We start from the raw sequence: 19,048 nt of genomic DNA on the forward strand, positions 1-19,048 counted from the left end.
TTCGACGGTGCCATCCAGGAGAAAGCCGATGTCGATAGTCCTTTTCATTCCCCTCATTCTCACGACGCTGATTTCCGGTTTCGCCGGTGCAGGACCGCTCGGCGAGACCTTTGATGTTTCCAGCATCCGCACGATCGTCATCATTGGCGATGCAAGCTCGATCAAGATCACCACGAAATCGGATGAGCCCTATCGCGCAGCAACCAGCGGGCGCCGCAGTGGCTGGTTTTCATCCTGGTATTCGAGCTGGTTCTTCAATATCTGCAAGGACGAGAGCCGGGCACGAGTCGACGGAGCCACATTGACGATCGACGTCGCCATGTCGGCCTGGAGCGACATTGCCGATTGCTCGACGGAAGTCTCGGCAAATGTCCCGCCCGGCAGCGCCGTGCGTATCGAGCAGCAGGTTTTCGTTGCGGAATTGAATGGCGCCTTCGCAAGTCTTGGCGCATCGGGAAAGGCGGCCGACATTACGCTCGAAGGCCACGCTTCCAGCGTCGATATCTCCGGCGCCGCCGTCCGCGCCAGCCTCACCTACGATATTGTTAAGCACGATGAAAGGATCGAGATCTGCGCACAGTCGCTCGATGCCGATCTCGGATTCGGCAAGGATGTGCCGGTCGATTACACCGTGACTGCCAAGGCGTCCTACGTCGACAGCCTCGTTCCAAGCGTCGCGGGCGCGCGCCCGCTGGTGAACATCAAGGCAGATTATGTACGCGCCCGGATCCGGTAGGCGCTCAATAACCGTTTGCCGAACCCTCGGTGGCGCGGCTATCCATCGCACCATAATAGCGCGCCCCGCCACTCTTCTCGATATCGGCGAGGCTCTTGCCGCCGACAAGGATGCCGGCCGCCTGGCCCCATTGCGGCGGACCGCTGCCGTCGTCAAAAGTGTAGCCCATGGCGGCGAGCGTCTTTATCGTGTCCGGAGACAGGGTATAGGGTTCGAGATAGATCTTGTCCGGCTGCCATTGATGATGGATGCGCGGTGCATTGACGGCCTGGCTGATGTCCATGCCGAAATCGATGACGTTCAAGATGGCTTCCAGCGTGATCGTAATGATGCGCGAGCCCCCGGGGCTGCCGATCACCATGAAGGGCTTGCCATCCCTGGAGATGATCGTCGGGCTCATGGAGGAAAGCGGCGTCTTCTTCGGCGCGATCGCGTTGGCTTCGCCCTGGACGAGCCCGTAGAGGTTCGGCACGCCCGGCTTCGAGGTGAAATCGTCCATTTCGTTGTTGAGCAGGATGCCGGTCCCGGGGGCAACCACGCCGGCACCGAAAGAGCCGTTCAGCGTATAAGTGACGGCGACCGCGTTGCCCTCGTCGTCGATGATCGAATAATGGGTGGTTTCAACGCTTTCCTTGGCGCCGAGCGGCTTAAGGTTTTGGGACTTGCCGGCCTTGTAGGGGTCGGTCTTCTCGCGGATTTCCTTGGCATAGCCCTTGTCCAGAAGCTTCGAGACCGGGTTGTCGACGAAGTCCGGATCACCAAGGGCGGCGTTGCGGTCGACATAGGCGTAACGCATGGCCTCGACCATGGCGCGGACCGTCTCGGACGAACCATAACCCATGTAGGAAAGCGGGTAGCCCTCCAGCACGTTCAGGATCTCGCAGATGATGACGCCGCCGGAGGAGGGCGGCGGCGAGGAGACGATGTCGTAGCCACGGTAGTTGCATTCGACCGGCTTTAATTCGCGCACTTTATATTGCTCGAAATCTTCCTTCGCGAGAACGCCGCCTTTCGCCTGGCTCGCCTTCACGATCGCTTCGGCAGGTGCGGCCCTGTAAAAGGCGTCGGCGCCCTTCTCGGAAATATCGGTCAGCACCCTGGCGAGCTCGGGCTGCACGAGCTTTTCACCGGCGGAATAAGGTCGGCCATCCGGCTTCAGGAAGATCTTTGCGGCAGCTTCATCTTTCGCCAGGCGCTTTGCGCTTGAGGCGAACGTCGCAGCGTCGCCCTGTTCCAACGTGAAGCCGTCCTTGGCAAAGCGGACCGCAGGCGCCAGCAACTCGGCGCGGGGTTTGGTGCCATATCTCTCACGCGCAGTTTCGAAGCCCATGACCGAGCCCGGCACGCCGACGGCGAGATAGCCGTCCAGGCTGGCGCGCGGAACGATATCGCCCTTGGCATCGAGATACATGGTCTTGGTGGCGGCAAGCGGTGCGCGCTCACGAAAATCGAGGAAGGTGGTCTTGCCGTCCTTCAGCCTGATCGTCATGAAGCCGCCGCCGCCGATATTGCCCGCCGTCGGATACACGACTGCCAATGCGTAGCCGACCGCCACTGCCGCATCCACCGCATTGCCGCCGCTCTTGAGGATTTCGACACCGACATCTGTGGCCAGATGCTGTGCGGTGACGACCATGCCATGTTCGGCTTCGACGGGCGCAGGCGACGCGGCGAACGCCGGCGCGAGCGGTGAGACGACAAAGGTAAACGCGGTAAATAGCGAAATGGCTTTAATGCGCAAGCGTCCCATCACTTCTTCTCCAAACGATCGAATTATTCGCAGGGATATGGTTGCGTTTTGGCGGTGCGCAAGTCTGTTCAAGCGGCAATCGAGCTGGCGCCTGACAACCTTTCTTCGGCAACGCGCACGGCGCCTTGCAGATCGCGCGGCATTCCGGCGATGTTTTCCAGGGCGGCGATGGCGACATCGGTGGCGAGATAGTCAGGCTTATGGCCAACGCCTTTGATCTTCAGCAGTTTGGAGCCGGCAATGTCGCGGGCAAGGGCTTGAGAATGCAGGTGCTCCCAGACGATGCCGTCGCTGTCGCCGGTGATGATGACGGTCGGCGCCGTGATGCGGGTATAAAAGGGGGACTGCACCTTCAGATATTCAAGCAGCCTCATGAAATCGGTGGCGTTGGCACTAAAGGTCTTCGGCCGCAACACCAGGGACGGTCCGGTCTTTGAGATGTAATCAGCCGGGCGCTGATTTGGCCGGAAGACGTTGAGCGTGACCTGCTCCAGCCGCCACAGGCCCAATGGGACGACCACAACTCGACTAAAGAGCCAGCCGATCAGCGGCACCGTCGCGATATGATAGTACCAGTCGATGCCGCCAGGCCACGGATGCGTCGCCGGGGCAAGGAAGAGGAGACCGGCGGTCTTTTCCGGATGGTTGACGCCAAAGGCCGCGGCGACCGCACCGCCCAAGGAGTGACCGACGATGATCGCCTCTTTTATCCCGCGCTTTTCCATGAGTTTTGCAATCGCATCCGCCTGGCCGGAGGGAAAGGCGTTCTCCGGTCCTCCGCGCTCCGAATAGCCATGTCCGGGACGGTCGACGAACAGCATTTCCGCGCGCCCTTCGAGCGGCAGCAGGAACGCGCCGATCTGGTCGAGCAGGTTGCCGCTCGCGCCATGGATAAAGACCAGGGGCGGCAGGTCGGCCGTGTCGGGGCGGGGGATGTGCACGGCATTCATCCTGTAGCCGTCGATATCGTTCAGTTCGCCGATATTGGGAAATGCCTGTTCAAACTGCCGGGCTTTGTAAGACGAATAGCCGATTGCGGCAGCGATGGGGACGAGAATGGCTGAAATTTCGGCAAGCATGGCTTTGAACCGGCAACAGTTAAGGCACCCGTCCGTAAGATTGCGCATGCCGGTTCGCCGTCAAGATCAGGTCCGGCTGCCGGCGAGTTTTTCGGAGAGAGTATTCGCCTGCTGCTGCGCCGCTCGGTTTGCGGGGTAGACCTCCAGGAAGCGCTCCCAGGCTTTCAAGGTGAGTTGATCATTGCCCGACATGTTGAGAATCGTCGCCAATCCCGAGAGTGCACCGAAGTGGCGCGGCTCGAGATCGAGCACGTGTTCGATGTCGGACATCGACTTGCGGTAATTGCCCATGGCATAGTTCAGCGTTGCGCGGCGGTTCCAGCTTTCTGCGTAGTCGGGCTTCAGCGCGATTGCCTGATCGAGGAAATCAAGGGCTGCAGGATTGCGCTTTTCCTCGATCGCCTTGTCGGCCCACTGCATCAGCAAGTTCACCGTGGCGCTGCCGGAATTGTTCCACTCGAGGCGGATTTCTTCCGCAATGCCGCTGGCCTTGTCGGGATCGCGCTCGCGCTTGAGCTGGGCATAGAGATTGTCGAGATGCTGTTTCGGGGAGGCATTGGCATCCGGCTGCTCGACAATAACGTCCTTCTCCGCTGCAGCAGCAGGAAAAGCAGGAGCAAGCAAACCGAAGGCAAGCGGCAGCGCCGCGCAGGTCAAAGCAAAAAAGCGCATGGCGGACAATGTAGCCCGCCAGCGCCGAAGATCAAAGAAAATTTGATGTGATCACCGAAGCGACCCAACCAGATAAGCCCGCAGCAACATAAAACGCGCAGGCGTAGTCCGGTTCACGCCAAGATCAGCCCTGACGAGCCTTGTAGCGCGGGTTCAGCTTGTTGATGATGTAGATGCGGCCCTTGCGGCGAACCAGACGATTGTCCCGGTGGCGAGCCTTGAGCGACTTGAGCGAATTCTTGATCTTCATTTTTCTGATCCGCGATCTCTGTGGGGGAATTTCACATTCGCCCGTATCTTTTAAACAATCAAAAAGCGCGTCTGCGCGCGCTCTTTAGGTTGGGCGTGCAGATAACCCGGCCTCATGCCTGTGTCAACCACATGAAGGCGTTTTCTCGGGCAAAACCTAGGCTTTCCCCGTCAGTACCGTCACATGCCCCATCTTCCGGCCGGGGCGGGATTCGGTCTTGCCGTAGAGGTGGACGAAGGTATTGCGGCGTTTCAGCCATTCCGGCAGGCTCAAGATATCGTCACCGATCAGGTTCTGCATCACGCATTCGGAATGACGCTCCGCGCTGCCGAGCGGCAGCCCGCCGACGGCACGGACGTGCTGCTCGAACTGCGAGACAACGCAAGCCGCCTCGGTCCAGTGGCCGGAATTGTGGACGCGCGGCGCCATCTCGTTGGCGATCAGGCTGCCGTCTGCAAGGACGAAGAATTCGATGCCGATGACGCCGACATAGCCGAGCGAGGAGAGGATTGCTTCCGCCGCCTGGTGTGCAGCCGTGGCTGTCGCCTGTGAGATCGACGCGGGTACCGTGGAGGTGTGCAAAATGCCGTTGCGATGTACGTTCTGCGCCGCATCATAGGCGACGACGCTGCCGTTTGCTGCGCGGGCGGCGATGACGGAAATCTCGCGCTCGAAGGCGACGAAGCTCTCCAGAATCAGCGGCACGCCGCCGAGTGCGGCATAGGCGCCTTGTGCGCTGTCGGCGGCGGAACGGAATACCTTTTGGCCCTTGCCGTCATAGCCAAGCCGACGCGTCTTGAGCACGCCCTGGCCGCCGAAGTCCTTTAACGCCTTGTCAAGCTCGCTTTGGCTATCGACGGCGTGAAAGCGCGCGGTCGGGATGCCGCATTCATTGATGAAGCGCTTTTCGACAAGACGGTCTTGTGCCACTTCCAATGCCTTGGGCGGGGGGTAGACGGGAACATTCCTTGCCAGGGCCTCGGCTGCCGAAACCGGTACATTCTCGAATTCGTAGGTTACGACGTCACAGGCCTTTGCCAGTTCGGCAAGCGCGGCGGGATCGTCATAGGCCGCAACGATCTGGCGGTTGGCTGTCTGCGCGGCGGGACAATCTGCCTGCGGTTCCAGGATGATCGTCCGGAAGTTCAGCCGTGCTGCTGCCATCGCAAGCATGCGCCCGAGTTGGCCGCCGCCGATGATGCCGATCGTCATTGCCGTCATAGGTTGTCCATTGGATAATCGGCAATCGAGGCGCTTTGCCGTTCGCGATATTCATCGAGACGCTCGGCGATGTCCTCGTCCGAAAGCGCAAGAACGGCAGCGGCCAGGAGCGCTGCGTTGATTGCACCTGCCTTGCCGATCGCAAGCGTGCCGACCGGGATGCCGCCTGGCATCTGGACGATAGAAAGAAGGCTGTCCTGGCCCGACATCGTCTTCGACTGGACGGGAACGCCGAAGACCGGAAGCGGCGTCAGCGCCGCCGTCATGCCGGGAAGGTGGGCGGCGCCGCCCGCACCGGCGATGATTACCTTGAAGCCCTCGTCGCGTGCGGTCTTGGCAAAATTCACCATGCGCTCGGGCGTTCGATGCGCCGAAATAATGCGCGCTTCATAAGGAATTTCCAACGTCTCGAGCGTGTCGGCGGCGTTTTTCATGGTCTCCCAGTCGGACTGGCTGCCCATGATGATGGCGACGGGCGGTCTGTCTGTCAGCGTCAACGGCATTACCCTTTCAGGCGATGATATCCGGAATGATCTGGTCTTCCAGCTTGGTCAGCTTGTCCTTGATGGCGAGCTTCTTCTTTTTCATGCGCTGGATGCGCAACGCGTCGCATCCCATGGCAATCATGGCGTTGATCGCGGCGTCGTAATCCTCGTGCTCCTGACGCAATCGCGCCGCCATGAGCCTGATTTCCGCCTGTTCCTGATCGGCCATTCGTACTCCCCATAATCGTCTTCGGACGTTGTCCGGCCTGGCGATGATTTCCGCAAGCTCCTATCACCAAATAGCGGCAGCGGCTAGTTGGTGTTGATCATGAATTTGCCACGGACTGAGCACGTTTTCGCCTTCGACAAGGATGTAAAAATATGTCACATTCCAAAAGTTGACGCCTAGAACTCCAGCGATGGATGGCTGGGGAAGGCAAGAGGAAGGAAGGGTCTAATGACTGTTCAAGCTCATCTTGAGTCACTCGAGAAAAAGCATGTAGCTCTTGAGGAGGAGTTGCATTCGCTGATGACATCTCCCTCCAGAAAAGACACCGACATTGCGGATTGCAAGCGCAGAAAGCTGCGCATCAAAGACGAAATCCAACGTCTGAAATCATCCGTTCACTAAGCAATAATGCCTATTGCCGGCACGCTGATCCTGCAGCATAAGAGGATAAAATCCAGTCTTTCAAACGGGTTAGTGAAGATCGGCGATTTTTGATAATATCATGCGCCAGTCCCAAACAGTGCGGAGTTGGGCTGGCGCATTTTCTATTGGACAAAGGCTTCACGCCCAGAATTGATCAAGCCACAGATTGAGCCTGTCGAAGCCACGGTTGTTGACCGCATAGATGCGCCTCGTGCCTTCACTGGTCACCGACACGAGGTTGCTGTCGAGCAACGCCTTCAGGTGCTGCGAGACCGCCGGCCGGCTGATGGGCAGGCTTTCGGCGAGCTCGTTGACCGTTTTCGGCGCGCGCCGCAACTGCTCCAGCAAGAACCGCCGGTTCGGATCTGATATCGCGGCGAAAGGGTCGGTGGTCGACATGGCGGAAAGCTACGTCAAAGGCAGCGTCCGGGCAAGGAAATTGTGCGCCGCAACCGAGCAGCACTTGCCGGCGTCATGACTTAGAATCCAAGGCCTTCGTGAATGATCAGAAGGGCTGCGATCAGTGCCATTGCATACATGAACGGATAGAAGATCTCCGGCTTCATGCGCTTGACGCACCAGGCGCCAGCAATCGTGGCAAGCGGCGCGAAAGGCAGCAATGTCGCCGATGTCACGAGATTCTTGGTATCAAGCTGGCCAAGCGCAAAATAGGGAACGAGTTTCACCGCGTTCAAGATTGCAAAAAAACGTACGCTGGTGCCGGTGAATTCGCGTGGCGGCAGTTTCAAGGGCAGGGCGTAGATCTGAAACGGCGCGCCGCCGGCATGGGCGACGAAACTGCCATAGCCGGAAAGCGTGCCCCAGGCGCTCGCCAGCAAGGGGCTCTGGCCGCGCGGCAGGACGACCTTTCCTGAACCGGGGCCGAAACTGTTCCAGAAATAGCGGGCGCAGAAGAGTACGGTGACTGCGCCGATGACCACGCGCAAGACATTGCCTGGCACCAGTGCCGACGTCGCCCAGCCGACCGCGATGCCGAAGAGGGCGCCCGGCAACATGATCTTCAGCGTCGCCCAATCGCCGTGCTTGCGCCAGACGACAAGCGAGATCATGTCCATGAAGATCAGGATCGGCAGCAGGATGGCGGCCGCTTCGACAGGCGAGACAACCAGGGCTAAAATAGGAACGCCGATCAAGGCCAGTGCGTCGCCCATGCCGCCCTTGGCGAGACCGACGAGGAGCACGGCAGGCACCGCGGCATAAAAGAATGACAGTTCCGGCAGCATGCTTTTCAAGCCCTCCCCTTGCCAGCCCCGTCTAACGGAATTACTCACACAAAACGAGCGTGGATTTGCCGTCTGCTGGCGAAATCCGCTGAAAATGGAAAGTGCTCATGACCGGACCGGAAAACCGCTGCCGCCTTGTCCTGATCGTCCCGGACATCGCTGATGCCGACGAGCAGGCAAAGATTGTCGCCGACGCGCTCAAGGGCGGCGATGTTGCCTCGGTGATCGTGCCGCAATACGGACTCGATACCGGCGCGTTTCAAAAACATGCCGAGAAACTGGTTCCGATCATCCAGGATGCAGGGGCAGCGGCGCTGATTGCGGGCGACAGCCGCATCGCCGGACGCTCGAAGGCCGACGGCTTGCATTTGACGGGCTCAGCCGCCGAAATCGCCGAGGCGATCGACAAACATGCCGGCAAGCTGATCATCGGCGGCGGTAAAGCGAGCGACCGCCACACGGCTTTGGAGATCGGCGAGGCGCGGCCGGACTATATTTTCTTCGGCAAACTCGACGGCGATATCAAGCCCGAAGCGCATCCGAAGAACGTGGCGCTCGCCGAATGGTGGGCCTCGATGATCGAAATTCCCTGCATCGTCATGGGCGGGACCGACCCGGCATCTGCCCTTGTCGTCGCCGAGTCCGGTGCCGAGTTCGTGGCATTGCGCCTGGCGGTGTTTGGCGAGCCGGGTCTTGCCCCGTCGGTTGTCGCGCAGGTCAACGCGCTTCTTGACGAAAAAGCGCCACGGTTTGAGGATTGATATCGCGGCCATGCCGATCCTCTCCGCCCGTTTGCGCCGATTTGTCCTGTCTGCCGCCGTCTTCGCGGCCGTTTTGCCGTGTGGCGCTTCGGCCCAGACCGTCGACAACGTCGTGACACGTCCGCTTGGTTCAAAGGCCGAACCGTTCAAGACCAACCGGCCGGCGGAAGGAGCACAGCCCTCTACCGGTCTCGGCGTCTTGGACCGCATGGGCGCCAAGCTGCCCGACCTGCCGCCGGAGAAGGATTACAAAGGGCCTATCGATACGGCTTACGGCGCCTATCAGCGCGGTTACTACCTGACGGCAATGCAGCTGGCGCTACCGCGAGCCCAGCTTGGAGATCCGGCAGCACAGACGCTCATTGCCGAAATGCAGTATGCCGGGCTCGGCGTTCGCCGCGATCTGAAGAGTGCTGCGTTCTGGTACGGCAAGGCGGCCGAAGGCGGCGATGCGGCGGCGATGTTCAAATATTCGCTGATCCTGATGGCCGGAGAGCTCGTGCCGCGCGACAAGGCGAAGGCGGACGATTACATGCGCCGGGCAGCCGACGGCGGCAATCCTTCGGCGCAATTCAACTGGGGGCAGTTGCTGACGACCGATCATCCCGGCCCCGAAGGACTGAAGCTCGCGCTTCCCTACTATGAGAAATCCGCCCAGCAGGGTATTGCCGACGCCCAATATGCCGTGGCGCAAATCTATTCCGTGCTTGCCGATTTGCCGAAGCAGAAAAAGAAGCTGGCGCGCGAATGGCTCGCCCGCGCAGCGCGCGCCGGTTACGACACCGCTCAGCTCGATCTCGGCGTCTGGCTCGTCAATGGCACAAACGGACCGCGCGACTTCGTGAAGGGCTTTCAGTGGATGAAGCTTGCCGCCAATCGCGGCAACGTCGCGGCGCAGAACAAGCTCGCACATCTTTATATCGGTGCGCTCGGCACCAAGCCTGACCCCGTCGAAGCGGCGAAATGGTACGTGCTCTCGCGCCGGGCAGGCCTACCCGATCCTGAGCTTGAGGATTTCTACCTTGGCATCGAGGACACTCAGCAAAAGCAGGCGATCGACCGGGCGAACAGGTTCCGCCGCTTGCCCTGACGTTTGGTGCAGGGCGTGCGAAGTCTTATGGTGCCGGCGACCTCTTTCAGCCTCCGCAACGCTCTCCCCTTGAAATTTGCCTGATTTTGTGGTCTTGAGGCCGCCATCTAACTAAGAGCGCTGCCCTTTCCGGCGATCAGGGACCTTTCCCGCCCTGACAGCGCACCCCGTACCAGTTCCAAGGAAAATGCCCCAATGGCCCGTTCTGCTCTTCTCAATGTCATGGTTCAGGCTGCCGTAAAGGCGGGAAAGTCGCTGGGGCGTGATTTCGGGGAAGTACAGAACCTCCAGGTTTCGGTGAAGGGGCCGGGCGATTTCGTATCCAATGCTGACCGGAAGGCTGAAAAGATCGTCAGGGACGAGCTCTTGAAGGCGCGCCCGACTTATGGGTTCCTTGGCGAGGAGAGCGAAGAGATCAAGGGCACGGACGGCGCGCACCGCTGGATCGTCGATCCGCTCGACGGTACGACCAACTTCCTGCACGGCATTCCGACATTCGCCGTGTCGATCGCGCTTGAGCGCAATGGCGAAATCGTTGCGGGCGTCGTCTTCAATCCGGCGATGGACGAGCTCTATACCGCCGAGCGCGGCGGCGGCGCCTTCTTGAACGACCGCAGGCTGCGCGTCGGTGCGCGCCGCGTTCTTTCGGATTGCGTCATCGGCTGCGGCGTGCCCCATCTCGGCCGTGGCAATCACGGCAAGTTCCTCGTCGAGCTTCGTCATGTGATGGGCGAAGTGGCCGGCATCCGCCGCATGGGCGCTGCCTCGCTCGATCTCGCTTATGTTGCCGCTGGCCGCTTCGACGGCTTTTGGGAAATGGCATTGTCGCCATGGGACATGGCAGCCGGCATCCTGCTTATCCGCGAAGCCGGCGGCTATGCGACCGATTGGAACGGCGGCTCGGATATCCTCGACGGCGGCGCGATCGTCGCCGGCAACGAATATATTCACAAGGCGCTGTTGGAGACCATCAAGCGCCCCATCCCTGCGAAGTGAGAAAAGGTCGCAAACCGACTGTTGTAAAGACACGCTTTTCTCTGCCCGCGCACTTCAATTCGGCACAATGTTGATCTAGTCTTCGGCTGCAAGCAATCCGGAGGGCTGCGCAACCATGGAAAATGTGAATGCGGCGGAATTCGGCTCGACCGAAAAACCGAGCAGCAACTATGTCTATAAACTTTCCAGCCCGATGCCGTTCCTCTGGACGATGCTCCTGTTCCTGGTCATCGTCGGCTTCATCGCTTCCATCCTTTTCCGGCAGACGCAGACAGCGTTCATGCACAATCCGGGGCTCAACGGCCTCATCGTCGGCGTGCTTGCGGTCGGCATCATCCTGGTCTTCAGCCATGTGCTGGCGCTTCGTCCGGAAGTGCGCTGGTTCAATTCCTTCCGCGCAGCCGGCAGTGCAGACAAGGTAAACCGCAATCCGAGACTGCTTGCACCGATGCGGGCGCTGATCGGTAACCGTAAGTCAACGGCGACGCTTTCGACGACGGCGCTGCGCTCCATTCTGGATTCGATTGCGACCCGCCTCGATGAATCGCGTGATACGTCGCGCTATCTCATCGGCCTTCTCGTCTTCCTCGGTCTTCTCGGTACCTTCTGGGGTCTCATCGGCACGATCGGCTCGATCAGCGGTGTCATCCAGTCGCTGGATGCGGGCTCGAACGGCACCGGCGACGTGCTGACCACGCTCAAGGAAGGTCTGTCCTTGCCGCTGTCGGGTATGGGTCAGGCCTTCTCGTCGTCGCTGCTTGGCCTTTCCGGTTCGCTCATTCTCGGCTTCCTCGATCTTCAGGCCGGCCGGGCGCAGAACCGCTTCTACACCGAACTCGAAAACTGGCTTTCCTCGGTGACCGATGTCGGGTCGGATATTGCCGTTCCGGCGCTCGACCCGGGTACGTCTTCGGAGGACCTTCGCGCGATGTCGGACTATCTGAAGAAGGTTGCCGAAGAAGGCGGAGCAGGCAGCCAGCGCTCGGTTGCCGCCATGGCAAGTCTTGCCGAAGGCATTCAGGGGCTCGTCAAGAACATGCGCAACGAGCAGCAGATGCTGCGCGACTGGATCGAAGCGCAGCAGGACGAGGCAAAGGCCATGCGCCGCACGCTCGATCGGCTGGCCGAACGCATCGGCGCGCAGGAAAAGCAAAGTGGCCTCGACAGAAGCCACCGCGCCAGCCAGACCGAAAAGAGCGAGGGCAAGTAAGCCATGGCGCTCGCCAGAAACCGCCGCCGCCACGGCGAAATGAACTACTGGCCAGGTTTCGTCGACGCACTGTCGACGCTTTTGATCGCCATCATGTTCCTGCTGACGGTCTTCGTCGTCGGCCAGTTCATTCTGAGCCGCGAGATTTCCGGCCGCGACGAAGTGCTGACCCGCCTCAACAGCCAGATCAACGAACTGACGCAGCTGCTCGCGCTTGAGAAGGGCAGCAAGCAGGATCTCGAGGATTCCGTTGCCAACCTGCAGGCTTCTCTGGCGACTGCTGAAGGTGACCGCTCGAGGCTGCAGGCATTGCTCGATGCCGGTTCCGGCGGAAAGGATGCGGCACAACAGCGCATAGGCGGGCTGACGAAAGAACTCGACGAACAGAAGCAGCTCAGCGACCGGGCGCTCAGCCAGGTCGAAATTCTCAACCAGCAGATTGCGGCCCTGCGCAGCCAGATCGCGGCCGTCGAGGCGGCACTTCAGGCATCGGAGCAGAAGGACCAGAGCTCGCAGGCGAAGATCGCCGATCTGGGCCGGCGGCTGAACGTCGCGCTGGCGCAGCGGGTTCAAGAACTCAATCGCTACCGCTCCGACTTCTTCGGCCGCCTGCGCGAGATCCTGTCGGACCGCGAAAATATCCGCATCGTCGGCGACCGTTTCGTCTTCCAGTCAGAGGTTCTTTTCCCGTCCGGCAGTTCCGATCTAAACATTGAAGGCACGACGGAGATGACGAAACTTGCCGCTGCGCTGCTTGATCTTTCGAGGGAAATACCGCCGGAAATCAACTGGGTGCTACGGGTCGACGGCCATACCGACAGTGTGGCGCTTTCCGGGGCCGGCCGCTTTCGCGACAACTGGGAGCTTTCCTCGGCGCGTGCCATCTCCGTTGTCAAATACCTGATTTCGCAGGGCGTGCCTTCCGATCGCCTCGTTGCAGCAGGGTTTGGCGAATTCCAGCCGATCGCGCCCGGCGACACGCCGGAAGCGCGCGCCACCAACCGCCGCATCGAGCTCAAGCTGACCGAAAAATAGTAGGACAAGCAGACGCCTGCAGAAACCGAAGGCTCCGCCACCATCCGCTGTCATCAATGAAATCGTGATGGCAAGTCCTGCGGTTTAGGCATGCGAACTTATGCCGATGGATGCAGCCGAGGCGTTCGGGACGGAATTCGCAGCAGAACCCGCCCGGGCCGGTGCAAGCCTATTGGACAAGGGGAAGATTTCATCGCTCGCATGACCGCTGGAAGAACGCATCGAACGCATCAATTGCGCTGATCGGGGAAAACCAGCCCGACACTGCGCATCGGCGCGGGAAGATCGCGGCGCGCGATCGGGAAATCGACGACGCCTGTTCCAAGGATGCACACTGCCATTGGCGGCACACGAACTCACATTGGCGACAAGCTGCTGGGGACGGCAAAGCCGCACCGGCTAATGGATCCCAACCCAGGCCCTGATCGCCGTGCGGCTGCATATCCTTTCGCAAAAGTCGCTGGGCGGCCTGCAGACCGATCTGCCGGTGATCCGTATGAACGGTGATGCAGTGCCGGCTCTTTATGCCGCAGGTCGGTCGCCGGGTCCGGCGGAGGCGGCATGCACGGCTACAAAGCGCTTGAAGGACCTTCTCGGCGGTTGCATCTTTTCGGGGAAGCTGGCGGAAAGGGCCGTGTGAGGCGGCGCCTTTGGAGCGCCGCCATTCTGATTAAGCCGTGGCCGCGGTCTGGTCGTCGACCGTTGCGCCTGGCGAATTCTTCTTGATGGATTCAATGGCGCTCAGCGCGGATGCCTTGGCCTTGTAGCCCTCCGAGCTGAACATCGATTCGCCGTTCGAAGCCTTGAAGCGGAAACGGAATTCGCCAGCCTTGTCCTTATACACTTCAAATTTATACATCGATTATCTCCCAATTATCAGGAAGTTGCCTCGCTAACGGGAGACAATCTAGTGCAAAAGTTGAACCTATTCCATCTGGATATTCGCACCCTTGACGATGGGTCCCCATTTGGCCAGTTCCGCCTTTACATGTGCGCCGAGTTCCTCCGGCGTGGAGCCGACGATCGTGGCGCTGAAGTCTTTCATGCGCTCGGCGACGGCCGGGTCCTTCATAGCCTTGTTGGCGGAGGTGTTGAGCTTTGCCACAACATCCGCGGGTGTATTGGCCGGCGCGAAGAGAGCGTTCCAGGTATAGGTCTCGTAACCTGGAACGCCGGACTCAGCGATGGTCGGAATATCGGGGAAGGATGGAGCGCGCTTTTCCGTCGTGACCGCCAGCGCTCGCAGCTTGCCGGATTTAATGTGGCTGGACGACGACGGCAGGTTATCGAACATGATCGACACCTGATTGCCCAGCAGATCGGTCAGCGCCGGGCCTGCACCCTTGTACGGGATGTGCTGCATCTTGACCCCGGCCATCGAATTGAACAATTCGCCGGAGAGATGAAGCGGCGTGCCGTTGCCGGAGGAAGCATAGCTCCATTTGTCCGGCTCGGCCTTCAAAAGCGCGATCAGTTCCTGTACGTTCTTTGCAGGCAGCTCCGGATTGACGACGAGCACGTTCGGCACGATGACAAGCAGTGAAACCGGCGCGAAATCCTTTTGCGGATCGTAAGGCGTGGATTTAAGGATCAGCGGGTTCAGCGCGTGCGTCGCGACCGTTCCCATCAGGATCGTGTAGCCGTCCGGTTCTGCGCGCGCAACGTTGCCCGCCCCCAGATTGCCGCCTGCACCGGCAACATTCTGAACTATCACCTGCTGACCAAGGTCTTCCGACATCTTCTCGGCGATGATGCGCGCCACGACATCGGTCGATCCGCCGGCGGCAAAGGGAACGACTAGCGTAACTGCGCGCTCCGGAAACCCTTCGGCCTGCGCGGCTCCGGCGCTCAAGGCCGCAAGCACGCCGAGGCCGAGTGCCATGCGGCGGGTCATATTGAAAAGTGCCATTCGATTCTCCTCCCGGAATTCAGCGATGATGCCGCCCGACTGCATCAAATCGGGCAAAGGAAGGGTAGGGCGGAGGCGGATAAAAGCAACCGAAAGCGGCTGCATGGAAATGCAACTTTAGTCGCTGAGGCAAACTATGCGACTATTGATATTACAATCCGTCCTCCGATAACCATCTATGCGAAAGACGCATTTGAACGTGTATGCTTGGCGGGACGAGATCGTGGAGTTTGACATGCAGCCGGTATCCAACCCATTTCCGGCAGTTGAGGACGAGGAGGACGGTCTTTGGCCGGTGCGCCGGCACAAGATCCTCGACTGGCTGATCAATGAAACGCGCAACCAGCGGTTCATCGACAATATACTCGTGGAGATGTGCGAGCGGCTGCGAGCTTCGGGCGTCCCCGTCGCCCGCGCGACGATGCATTTCCGGACGCTGCATCCTCAATGGCTCGGCGCGCGCATCCTCTGGCGTCCAGGCTTGCAGGAAGCAAACATCACCACCTTCGGCTATGGCGTCGAGACAACGTCGCAATTTTTGAACAGCCCGATGAACGAGATCTTCAGCGGCGGCCAAGAAGTGCGGCAGAATCTCGAGAAAGAAGTCGCTTCCTATCCGCTCTATGGCGAGTTGCAGGGCGAGGGGCTGACGGACTATGTGGCCTGGCCCATGGAGCACACACTCGGAAAACGTCACGTTATTACCTTCTCAAGCGACAGGCCGGGCGGCTTTGAGGAAGACCATCTGAGCTTCCTAAAGGATCTTTTGCCGGCGCTCACGCTTGTCACCGAGATCCGGATCAAGAACATTCTGGCCCGCACCTTGCTGCAGACCTATGTCGGGCCGCATGCCAGCGAGCAGATTCTTGCAGGCGCCACGACCCGCGGCAGCGGCGCAACGGTCGGCGCCGCGATCCTCATCTGCGACTTGCGCGACTTCACGACGATCTCCGACTTGTGGCCGCGCGACGATGTCATCGAACTGCTCAACGCCTATTTTGATGCCATGTCGGAGCCAATCGAAAAGCACGGCGGCGAAATCCTGAAATTCATGGGCGACGGCCTGCTGGCCATATTTCCACTGACCAATCCGGATGCCTGCCGCAATCTCCTGCGGGCGATCAAGGAAGCGCAAGCGGCAATGACCGAGCTCAATCGCTTCAACGCGCAGAGGGGACATGTGGAGCTGCGCTATGGCGTCGGCGTGCATGTGGGGGATGTCATGTACGGCAATATCGGTTCGCGCAAGCGGCTCGACTTCACCGTCATCGGTCCGGCCGTCAACATTGCATCGCGGCTGGAGACCCTGACCAAGGACATTAAGCGTCCTGTGCTGCTGTCCAAGGCCTTCGTCGAAATGGCAGGGTGCGAAAACGATCTGGAAAGCCTCGGATCCTATCCGCTGCGCGGCCTGGACGAGCCCGTGGATGTCTACGCGTTTCCTCGGGGGTAACCCCTATTTGGCGGTAGCCAGAAACTCTTCCGCGCCTGCATCGAACTGCAGCTTCGCCAGCTTGGCATAGATGCCGCCGTGGCGGATCAGGCTTTGATGCGTGCCTTCCTCGACGATGCGGCCCTGATCCATGACGAGGATGCGATCGGCTTTCAGGACGGTCGCAAGGCGATGGGCGATGACGAGCGTCGTGCGGCCGTGCATCAGGCCGTCGAGCGCCTTCTGCACCAGTGTTTCACTTTCCGCATCAAGGGCTGACGTCGCTTCGTCGAGCAGAAGGGTCGGGGCGTTCTTCAGGATCGCGCGGGCGATGGCGATACGCTGGCGCTGGCCGCCGGAAAGCGTGATCCCGCGCTCGCCGACCTCGGTGTCGTAGCCCTTGTCCAACCTTGCGATGAATTCATCGGCCTGGGCGGCAATCGCTGCGGCGCGCACCGCCTCGCGCGTCGCACCGGGGCGGCTGAAGGCGATGTTGTCGTGGATCGAAGCGGCAAAGATGGTCACGTCCTGGGGCACGATCGCCATGCGTTCGCGCAGTTCGCCGGGCGTTACTTCGCGCGCGTCGACACCATCGATGCAGACGCTGCCCTGCTGGGGATCGTAAAAACGGAGCAGCAGGGAAAAGACCGTGCTCTTGCCGGCGCCTGACGGGCCGACGATGGCGACGGTTTCACCCGCCGTCACATTGAAGCTCAGGCCATGCAGCGCCGACTTTGCGGGGCGTGAGGGATAGGCGAAGTGCACGTTCGAGAATTCGACGCGTCCACGGGCCGGAACCGGTAGCCTCTCCGGTTTTTCCGGTGCTGCGATCGTCGGAACTTCGTCCAGCAGCTCGCTCAGCCGGTCGGCGGCGCCTGCAGCCTGCGACAGTTCTCCCCAGACTTCCGACAAAGCGCCGAGAGAGCCGGCGGCGATGACCGAATAGAGCAGGAACTGCCCGAGCGTGCCGGCCGACAGCGTTCCCGTCAGAACATTGTGCGCCCCAACCCAAAGCACGGCAACGACACTGCCGAAGATCAAGGTGATTGCAATGCCTGTCAAAAGCGCGCGCGAGCGGATGGCCGAACGTGCTGCCTCATAGGCGGATTCGACGGCAGAGCCGTAGCGGCTTGCGGCCGCATCCTCGCCGTTGAAGGCCTGGACGGTGCGCGTGGCAGCAATCGTCTCGTTGGCGAAAGCGGAAGCTTCGGCGAGCGTATCCTGCGCGGCACGGGAGCGCTTGCGCACGGAACGCCCGAAGCCGACGAGCGGGAAGACGATCAGCGGGATTGCGCCGAGCACAAGACTTGAAAGCTTTGGCGACGTCACGATCATCATGACCATCGCGCCGAGACAGAGGATCAGGTTGCGAAGCGCCACCGAGGCCGTGGCACCGACAGCCGATTTGATCTGCGTGGTATCGGCCGTCAGGCGCGACATGATCTCGCCCGACTGGTTGACATCGAAGAAGGAGGGAGAAAGCCGTGTGACATGCGCAAAGACATCCCGGCGCAGATCCGAGACGATGCGTTCGCCGAGGGTGATGACGAAATAGTAGCGAAAGGCGCTTGCGGCCGCGAGTATTACGGAGATGACCAACAACATGGCAAAGTAGCTGTTGATGAAGGTGCCGTCAGCCCGGGTGAAGCCATGATCGATCATGCGGCGAACGGCAAGCGGGAGCGTGAGCGATGTCACGGCGGCAACGGTAAGCGAAACCAGCGCGCATGCGACGATGCCGCGGTAACGCTTCACATAGGGTGCCAGCCTTGCGAGCGGCTTTAAGGAACGCGACTTCTTTTCGGCTGTCTGCACTGCGTTTGCCAAATCATCTCCAATCGCCCAATACCGCTGATCAGCAGCTTGTAGGCCCTTGTTATCGGGGCAGCCTTCATGTATAGGCACCGCATCCGAATGGGAAGCCGTAGCCTTAGCGACTGCGGCTTCATTTATTCAATCGGTTCTCTTGCCGCAATGACTTGCGTCAAATTGGACCCTGGCATCGCAGGAAGATTGTTATGAAGGCTGATATCCATCCCGACTACCACGTCATCAAGGTAGTGATGACCGACGGCACCGAATACGAAACCCGCTCGACCTGGGGTTCGGAAGGCGCTGTCATGAACCTCGAAATCGATTCCAAGTCCCACCCGGCTTGGACCGGCGGCAACCAGCAGCTCATGGACCGCGGCGGCCGCGTGTCCAAGTTCAACAAGCGCTTCGGTGGCCTCGGCCTCTAATCGCTTCTGCGGTAGCGAATTTGAAAAGAGCCCGGTTTTCCGGGCTTTTTTAATGCTTGAGCAAGACTGATCGCGTGCTAAGGCATTCAAGCTGCAGTTCACGATCCTCTCTGGGAAAGCAGCAACCAATCGCCGCGATGCGGGCCCCGGGATTATCGAAACGGCTCTCCGTTGTCTTCCGGTTCTTTGCTACGGCATCTGCGGGCATCGCGTTTTGCTGGATGTCGCTATTCCATTGAGCATGTCACAAAAAAAACCGGCCGCGAGTGACGCAGCCGGTTTTGTC

At 60.2% G+C, this 19,048-nt stretch carries 22 protein-coding genes; 10 read left to right on the forward strand and 12 right to left on the reverse strand.

Annotation, left to right across the window (positions count from 1 at the left end; translation table 11 throughout):
- Window positions 1–28: 28 nt before the first annotated feature.
- Window positions 29–736 carry a hypothetical protein gene (locus EV130_RS22795; protein ID WP_132552444.1) on the forward strand — a complete coding sequence of 236 codons (708 nt, stop codon included), beginning with the start codon at window positions 29–31 and terminating at the stop codon, window positions 734–736.
- Window positions 737–740: 4 nt separating this feature from the next.
- Here EV130_RS22795 and ggt read toward each other — a convergent pair whose 3' ends face one another.
- The 7 genes from ggt to EV130_RS22830 all read right to left on the reverse strand — a co-directional run bounded on the left by ggt (window position 741) and on the right by EV130_RS22830 (window position 6,422).
- Window positions 741–2,486 carry a gamma-glutamyltransferase gene (gene ggt / locus EV130_RS22800; RefSeq protein ID WP_132661514.1) on the reverse strand — a complete coding sequence of 582 codons (1,746 nt, stop codon included), beginning with the start codon at window positions 2,484–2,486 and terminating at the stop codon, window positions 741–743.
- 68 nt (window positions 2,487–2,554) lie between these two features.
- A complete protein-coding gene (locus tag EV130_RS22805) occupies window positions 2,555–3,565 on the reverse strand; it encodes an alpha/beta hydrolase (protein WP_132661600.1) in 1,011 nt (336 codons plus the stop codon).
- A 66-nt stretch (window positions 3,566–3,631) separates the two neighbouring features.
- The gene (locus tag EV130_RS22810) at window positions 3,632–4,246 is read right to left on the reverse strand and encodes a tetratricopeptide repeat protein (protein ID WP_074062428.1); all 615 of its coding nucleotides are present in this window, start codon (window positions 4,244–4,246) and stop codon (window positions 3,632–3,634) included.
- 115 nt (window positions 4,247–4,361) lie between these two features.
- Window positions 4,362–4,487 carry a type B 50S ribosomal protein L36 gene (gene ykgO, locus EV130_RS22815; RefSeq protein ID WP_003582204.1) on the reverse strand — a complete coding sequence of 42 codons (126 nt, stop codon included), beginning with the start codon at window positions 4,485–4,487 and terminating at the stop codon, window positions 4,362–4,364.
- 156 nt (window positions 4,488–4,643) lie between these two features.
- On the reverse strand, window positions 4,644–5,708 hold the full coding sequence (locus EV130_RS22820; protein ID WP_074062427.1) for a 5-(carboxyamino)imidazole ribonucleotide synthase: 1,065 nt from the start codon (window positions 5,706–5,708) through the stop codon (window positions 4,644–4,646).
- Window positions 5,705–6,199, reverse strand: a complete 495-nt coding sequence (gene purE / locus EV130_RS22825) for a 5-(carboxyamino)imidazole ribonucleotide mutase (RefSeq protein ID WP_074063317.1) — start codon at window positions 6,197–6,199, stop codon at window positions 5,705–5,707. The genes EV130_RS22820 and purE overlap by 4 nt, the downstream gene beginning before the upstream one ends.
- Window positions 6,200–6,218: 19 nt before the next feature.
- On the reverse strand, window positions 6,219–6,422 hold the full coding sequence (locus EV130_RS22830; protein WP_027508067.1) for a YdcH family protein: 204 nt from the start codon (window positions 6,420–6,422) through the stop codon (window positions 6,219–6,221).
- A 228-nt stretch (window positions 6,423–6,650) separates the two neighbouring features.
- On the opposite strand from EV130_RS22830, the gene EV130_RS22835 reads away from it, so the two are divergent.
- Window positions 6,651–6,824 carry a YdcH family protein gene (locus EV130_RS22835; RefSeq protein WP_074062426.1) on the forward strand — a complete coding sequence of 58 codons (174 nt, stop codon included), beginning with the start codon at window positions 6,651–6,653 and terminating at the stop codon, window positions 6,822–6,824.
- Window positions 6,825–6,983: 159 nt separating this feature from the next.
- On the opposite strand, the gene EV130_RS22840 is transcribed toward EV130_RS22835, so the two are convergent.
- Complete coding sequence (locus tag EV130_RS22840) at window positions 6,984–7,244, reverse strand: ArsR/SmtB family transcription factor (protein WP_074062425.1); 261 nt, start codon at window positions 7,242–7,244, stop codon at window positions 6,984–6,986.
- A gap of 80 nt (window positions 7,245–7,324) precedes the next feature.
- Window positions 7,325–8,089, reverse strand: a complete 765-nt coding sequence (locus EV130_RS22845) for a sulfite exporter TauE/SafE family protein (RefSeq protein ID WP_074062424.1) — start codon at window positions 8,087–8,089, stop codon at window positions 7,325–7,327.
- Between the two features lie 107 nt (window positions 8,090–8,196).
- Between EV130_RS22845 and EV130_RS22850 the strand changes: the two genes are divergently transcribed.
- The 6 genes from EV130_RS22850 (at window position 8,197) to EV130_RS34015 (ending at window position 13,821) form a co-directional block, all read left to right on the forward strand.
- The gene (locus tag EV130_RS22850; RefSeq protein ID WP_074062423.1) at window positions 8,197–8,850 is read left to right on the forward strand and encodes a thiamine phosphate synthase; all 654 of its coding nucleotides are present in this window, start codon (window positions 8,197–8,199) and stop codon (window positions 8,848–8,850) included.
- A gap of 10 nt (window positions 8,851–8,860) precedes the next feature.
- Complete coding sequence (locus EV130_RS22855) at window positions 8,861–9,940, forward strand: tetratricopeptide repeat protein (RefSeq protein ID WP_074062422.1); 1,080 nt, start codon at window positions 8,861–8,863, stop codon at window positions 9,938–9,940.
- A 195-nt stretch (window positions 9,941–10,135) separates the two neighbouring features.
- Window positions 10,136–10,936, forward strand: a complete 801-nt coding sequence (locus tag EV130_RS22860; protein ID WP_074062421.1) for an inositol monophosphatase family protein — start codon at window positions 10,136–10,138, stop codon at window positions 10,934–10,936.
- A gap of 115 nt (window positions 10,937–11,051) precedes the next feature.
- Entirely contained in the window at window positions 11,052–12,146 is a 1,095-nt protein-coding gene (locus tag EV130_RS22865; protein WP_074062420.1) for a flagellar motor protein MotA, read from the forward strand.
- Between the two features lie 3 nt (window positions 12,147–12,149).
- Window positions 12,150–13,181 (forward strand): peptidoglycan -binding protein, encoded by a 1,032-nt coding sequence (locus EV130_RS22870; protein WP_074062419.1) that lies wholly within the window; start codon window positions 12,150–12,152, stop codon window positions 13,179–13,181.
- Window positions 13,182–13,611: 430 nt separating this feature from the next.
- Complete coding sequence (locus tag EV130_RS34015) at window positions 13,612–13,821, forward strand: hypothetical protein (RefSeq protein ID WP_132552440.1); 210 nt, start codon at window positions 13,612–13,614, stop codon at window positions 13,819–13,821.
- Between the two features lie 30 nt (window positions 13,822–13,851).
- On the opposite strand, the gene EV130_RS22880 is transcribed toward EV130_RS34015, so the two are convergent.
- On the reverse strand, window positions 13,852–14,040 hold the full coding sequence (locus EV130_RS22880; protein ID WP_074062417.1) for a YegP family protein: 189 nt from the start codon (window positions 14,038–14,040) through the stop codon (window positions 13,852–13,854).
- 66 nt (window positions 14,041–14,106) lie between these two features.
- Complete coding sequence (locus EV130_RS22885; protein ID WP_074063316.1) at window positions 14,107–15,090, reverse strand: Bug family tripartite tricarboxylate transporter substrate binding protein; 984 nt, start codon at window positions 15,088–15,090, stop codon at window positions 14,107–14,109.
- Window positions 15,091–15,325: 235 nt separating this feature from the next.
- Here EV130_RS22885 and EV130_RS22890 point away from each other — a divergent pair, with 235 nt between their 5' ends.
- Window positions 15,326–16,543, forward strand: a complete 1,218-nt coding sequence (locus EV130_RS22890) for an adenylate/guanylate cyclase domain-containing protein (protein WP_132552439.1) — start codon at window positions 15,326–15,328, stop codon at window positions 16,541–16,543.
- 3 nt (window positions 16,544–16,546) lie between these two features.
- Here the strand turns inward: EV130_RS22890 and EV130_RS22895 are convergent, their stop codons facing one another.
- Window positions 16,547–18,349 carry an ABC transporter transmembrane domain-containing protein gene (locus EV130_RS22895; protein WP_074063314.1) on the reverse strand — a complete coding sequence of 601 codons (1,803 nt, stop codon included), beginning with the start codon at window positions 18,347–18,349 and terminating at the stop codon, window positions 16,547–16,549.
- Between the two features lie 191 nt (window positions 18,350–18,540).
- Here EV130_RS22895 and rpmE point away from each other — a divergent pair, with 191 nt between their 5' ends.
- A complete protein-coding gene (gene rpmE, locus EV130_RS22900) occupies window positions 18,541–18,762 on the forward strand; it encodes a 50S ribosomal protein L31 (protein ID WP_027508080.1) in 222 nt (73 codons plus the stop codon).
- The last annotated feature ends 286 nt before the right edge of the window (window positions 18,763–19,048 follow it).

It is taken from the genome of Rhizobium azibense (assembly GCF_004342325.1).
In the GTDB taxonomy this organism is placed as follows: domain Bacteria; phylum Pseudomonadota; class Alphaproteobacteria; order Rhizobiales; family Rhizobiaceae; genus Rhizobium; species Rhizobium etli_B.

Excerpts from the sequence above, each read along its gene's own strand:
- EV130_RS22795 (WP_132552444.1), top strand. The coding sequence starts at position 29 with ATGTCGATAGTCCTTTTCATTCCCCTCATTCTCACGACGCTGATTTCC.
- ggt (WP_132661514.1), bottom strand. The coding sequence starts at position 2,486 with ATGGGACGCTTGCGCATTAAAGCCATTTCGCTATTTACCGCGTTTACC.
- EV130_RS22805 (WP_132661600.1), bottom strand. The coding sequence starts at position 3,565 with ATGCTTGCCGAAATTTCAGCCATTCTCGTCCCCATCGCTGCCGCAATC.
- ykgO (WP_003582204.1), bottom strand. The coding sequence starts at position 4,487 with ATGAAGATCAAGAATTCGCTCAAGTCGCTCAAGGCTCGCCACCGGGAC.
- EV130_RS22820 (WP_074062427.1), bottom strand. The coding sequence starts at position 5,708 with ATGACGGCAATGACGATCGGCATCATCGGCGGCGGCCAACTCGGGCGC.
- EV130_RS22830 (WP_027508067.1), bottom strand. The coding sequence starts at position 6,422 with ATGGCCGATCAGGAACAGGCGGAAATCAGGCTCATGGCGGCGCGATTG.
- EV130_RS22835 (WP_074062426.1), top strand. The coding sequence starts at position 6,651 with ATGACTGTTCAAGCTCATCTTGAGTCACTCGAGAAAAAGCATGTAGCT.
- EV130_RS22840 (WP_074062425.1), bottom strand. The coding sequence starts at position 7,244 with ATGTCGACCACCGACCCTTTCGCCGCGATATCAGATCCGAACCGGCGG.
- EV130_RS22845 (WP_074062424.1), bottom strand. The coding sequence starts at position 8,089 with ATGCTGCCGGAACTGTCATTCTTTTATGCCGCGGTGCCTGCCGTGCTC.
- EV130_RS22850 (WP_074062423.1), top strand. The coding sequence starts at position 8,197 with ATGACCGGACCGGAAAACCGCTGCCGCCTTGTCCTGATCGTCCCGGAC.
- EV130_RS22855 (WP_074062422.1), top strand. The coding sequence starts at position 8,861 with ATGCCGATCCTCTCCGCCCGTTTGCGCCGATTTGTCCTGTCTGCCGCC.
- EV130_RS22860 (WP_074062421.1), top strand. The coding sequence starts at position 10,136 with ATGGCCCGTTCTGCTCTTCTCAATGTCATGGTTCAGGCTGCCGTAAAG.
- EV130_RS22865 (WP_074062420.1), top strand. The coding sequence starts at position 11,052 with ATGGAAAATGTGAATGCGGCGGAATTCGGCTCGACCGAAAAACCGAGC.
- EV130_RS22870 (WP_074062419.1), top strand. The coding sequence starts at position 12,150 with ATGGCGCTCGCCAGAAACCGCCGCCGCCACGGCGAAATGAACTACTGG.
- EV130_RS22880 (WP_074062417.1), bottom strand. The coding sequence starts at position 14,040 with ATGTATAAATTTGAAGTGTATAAGGACAAGGCTGGCGAATTCCGTTTC.
- EV130_RS22885 (WP_074063316.1), bottom strand. The coding sequence starts at position 15,090 with ATGGCACTTTTCAATATGACCCGCCGCATGGCACTCGGCCTCGGCGTG.
- EV130_RS22890 (WP_132552439.1), top strand. The coding sequence starts at position 15,326 with ATGCAGCCGGTATCCAACCCATTTCCGGCAGTTGAGGACGAGGAGGAC.
- rpmE (WP_027508080.1), top strand. The coding sequence starts at position 18,541 with ATGAAGGCTGATATCCATCCCGACTACCACGTCATCAAGGTAGTGATG.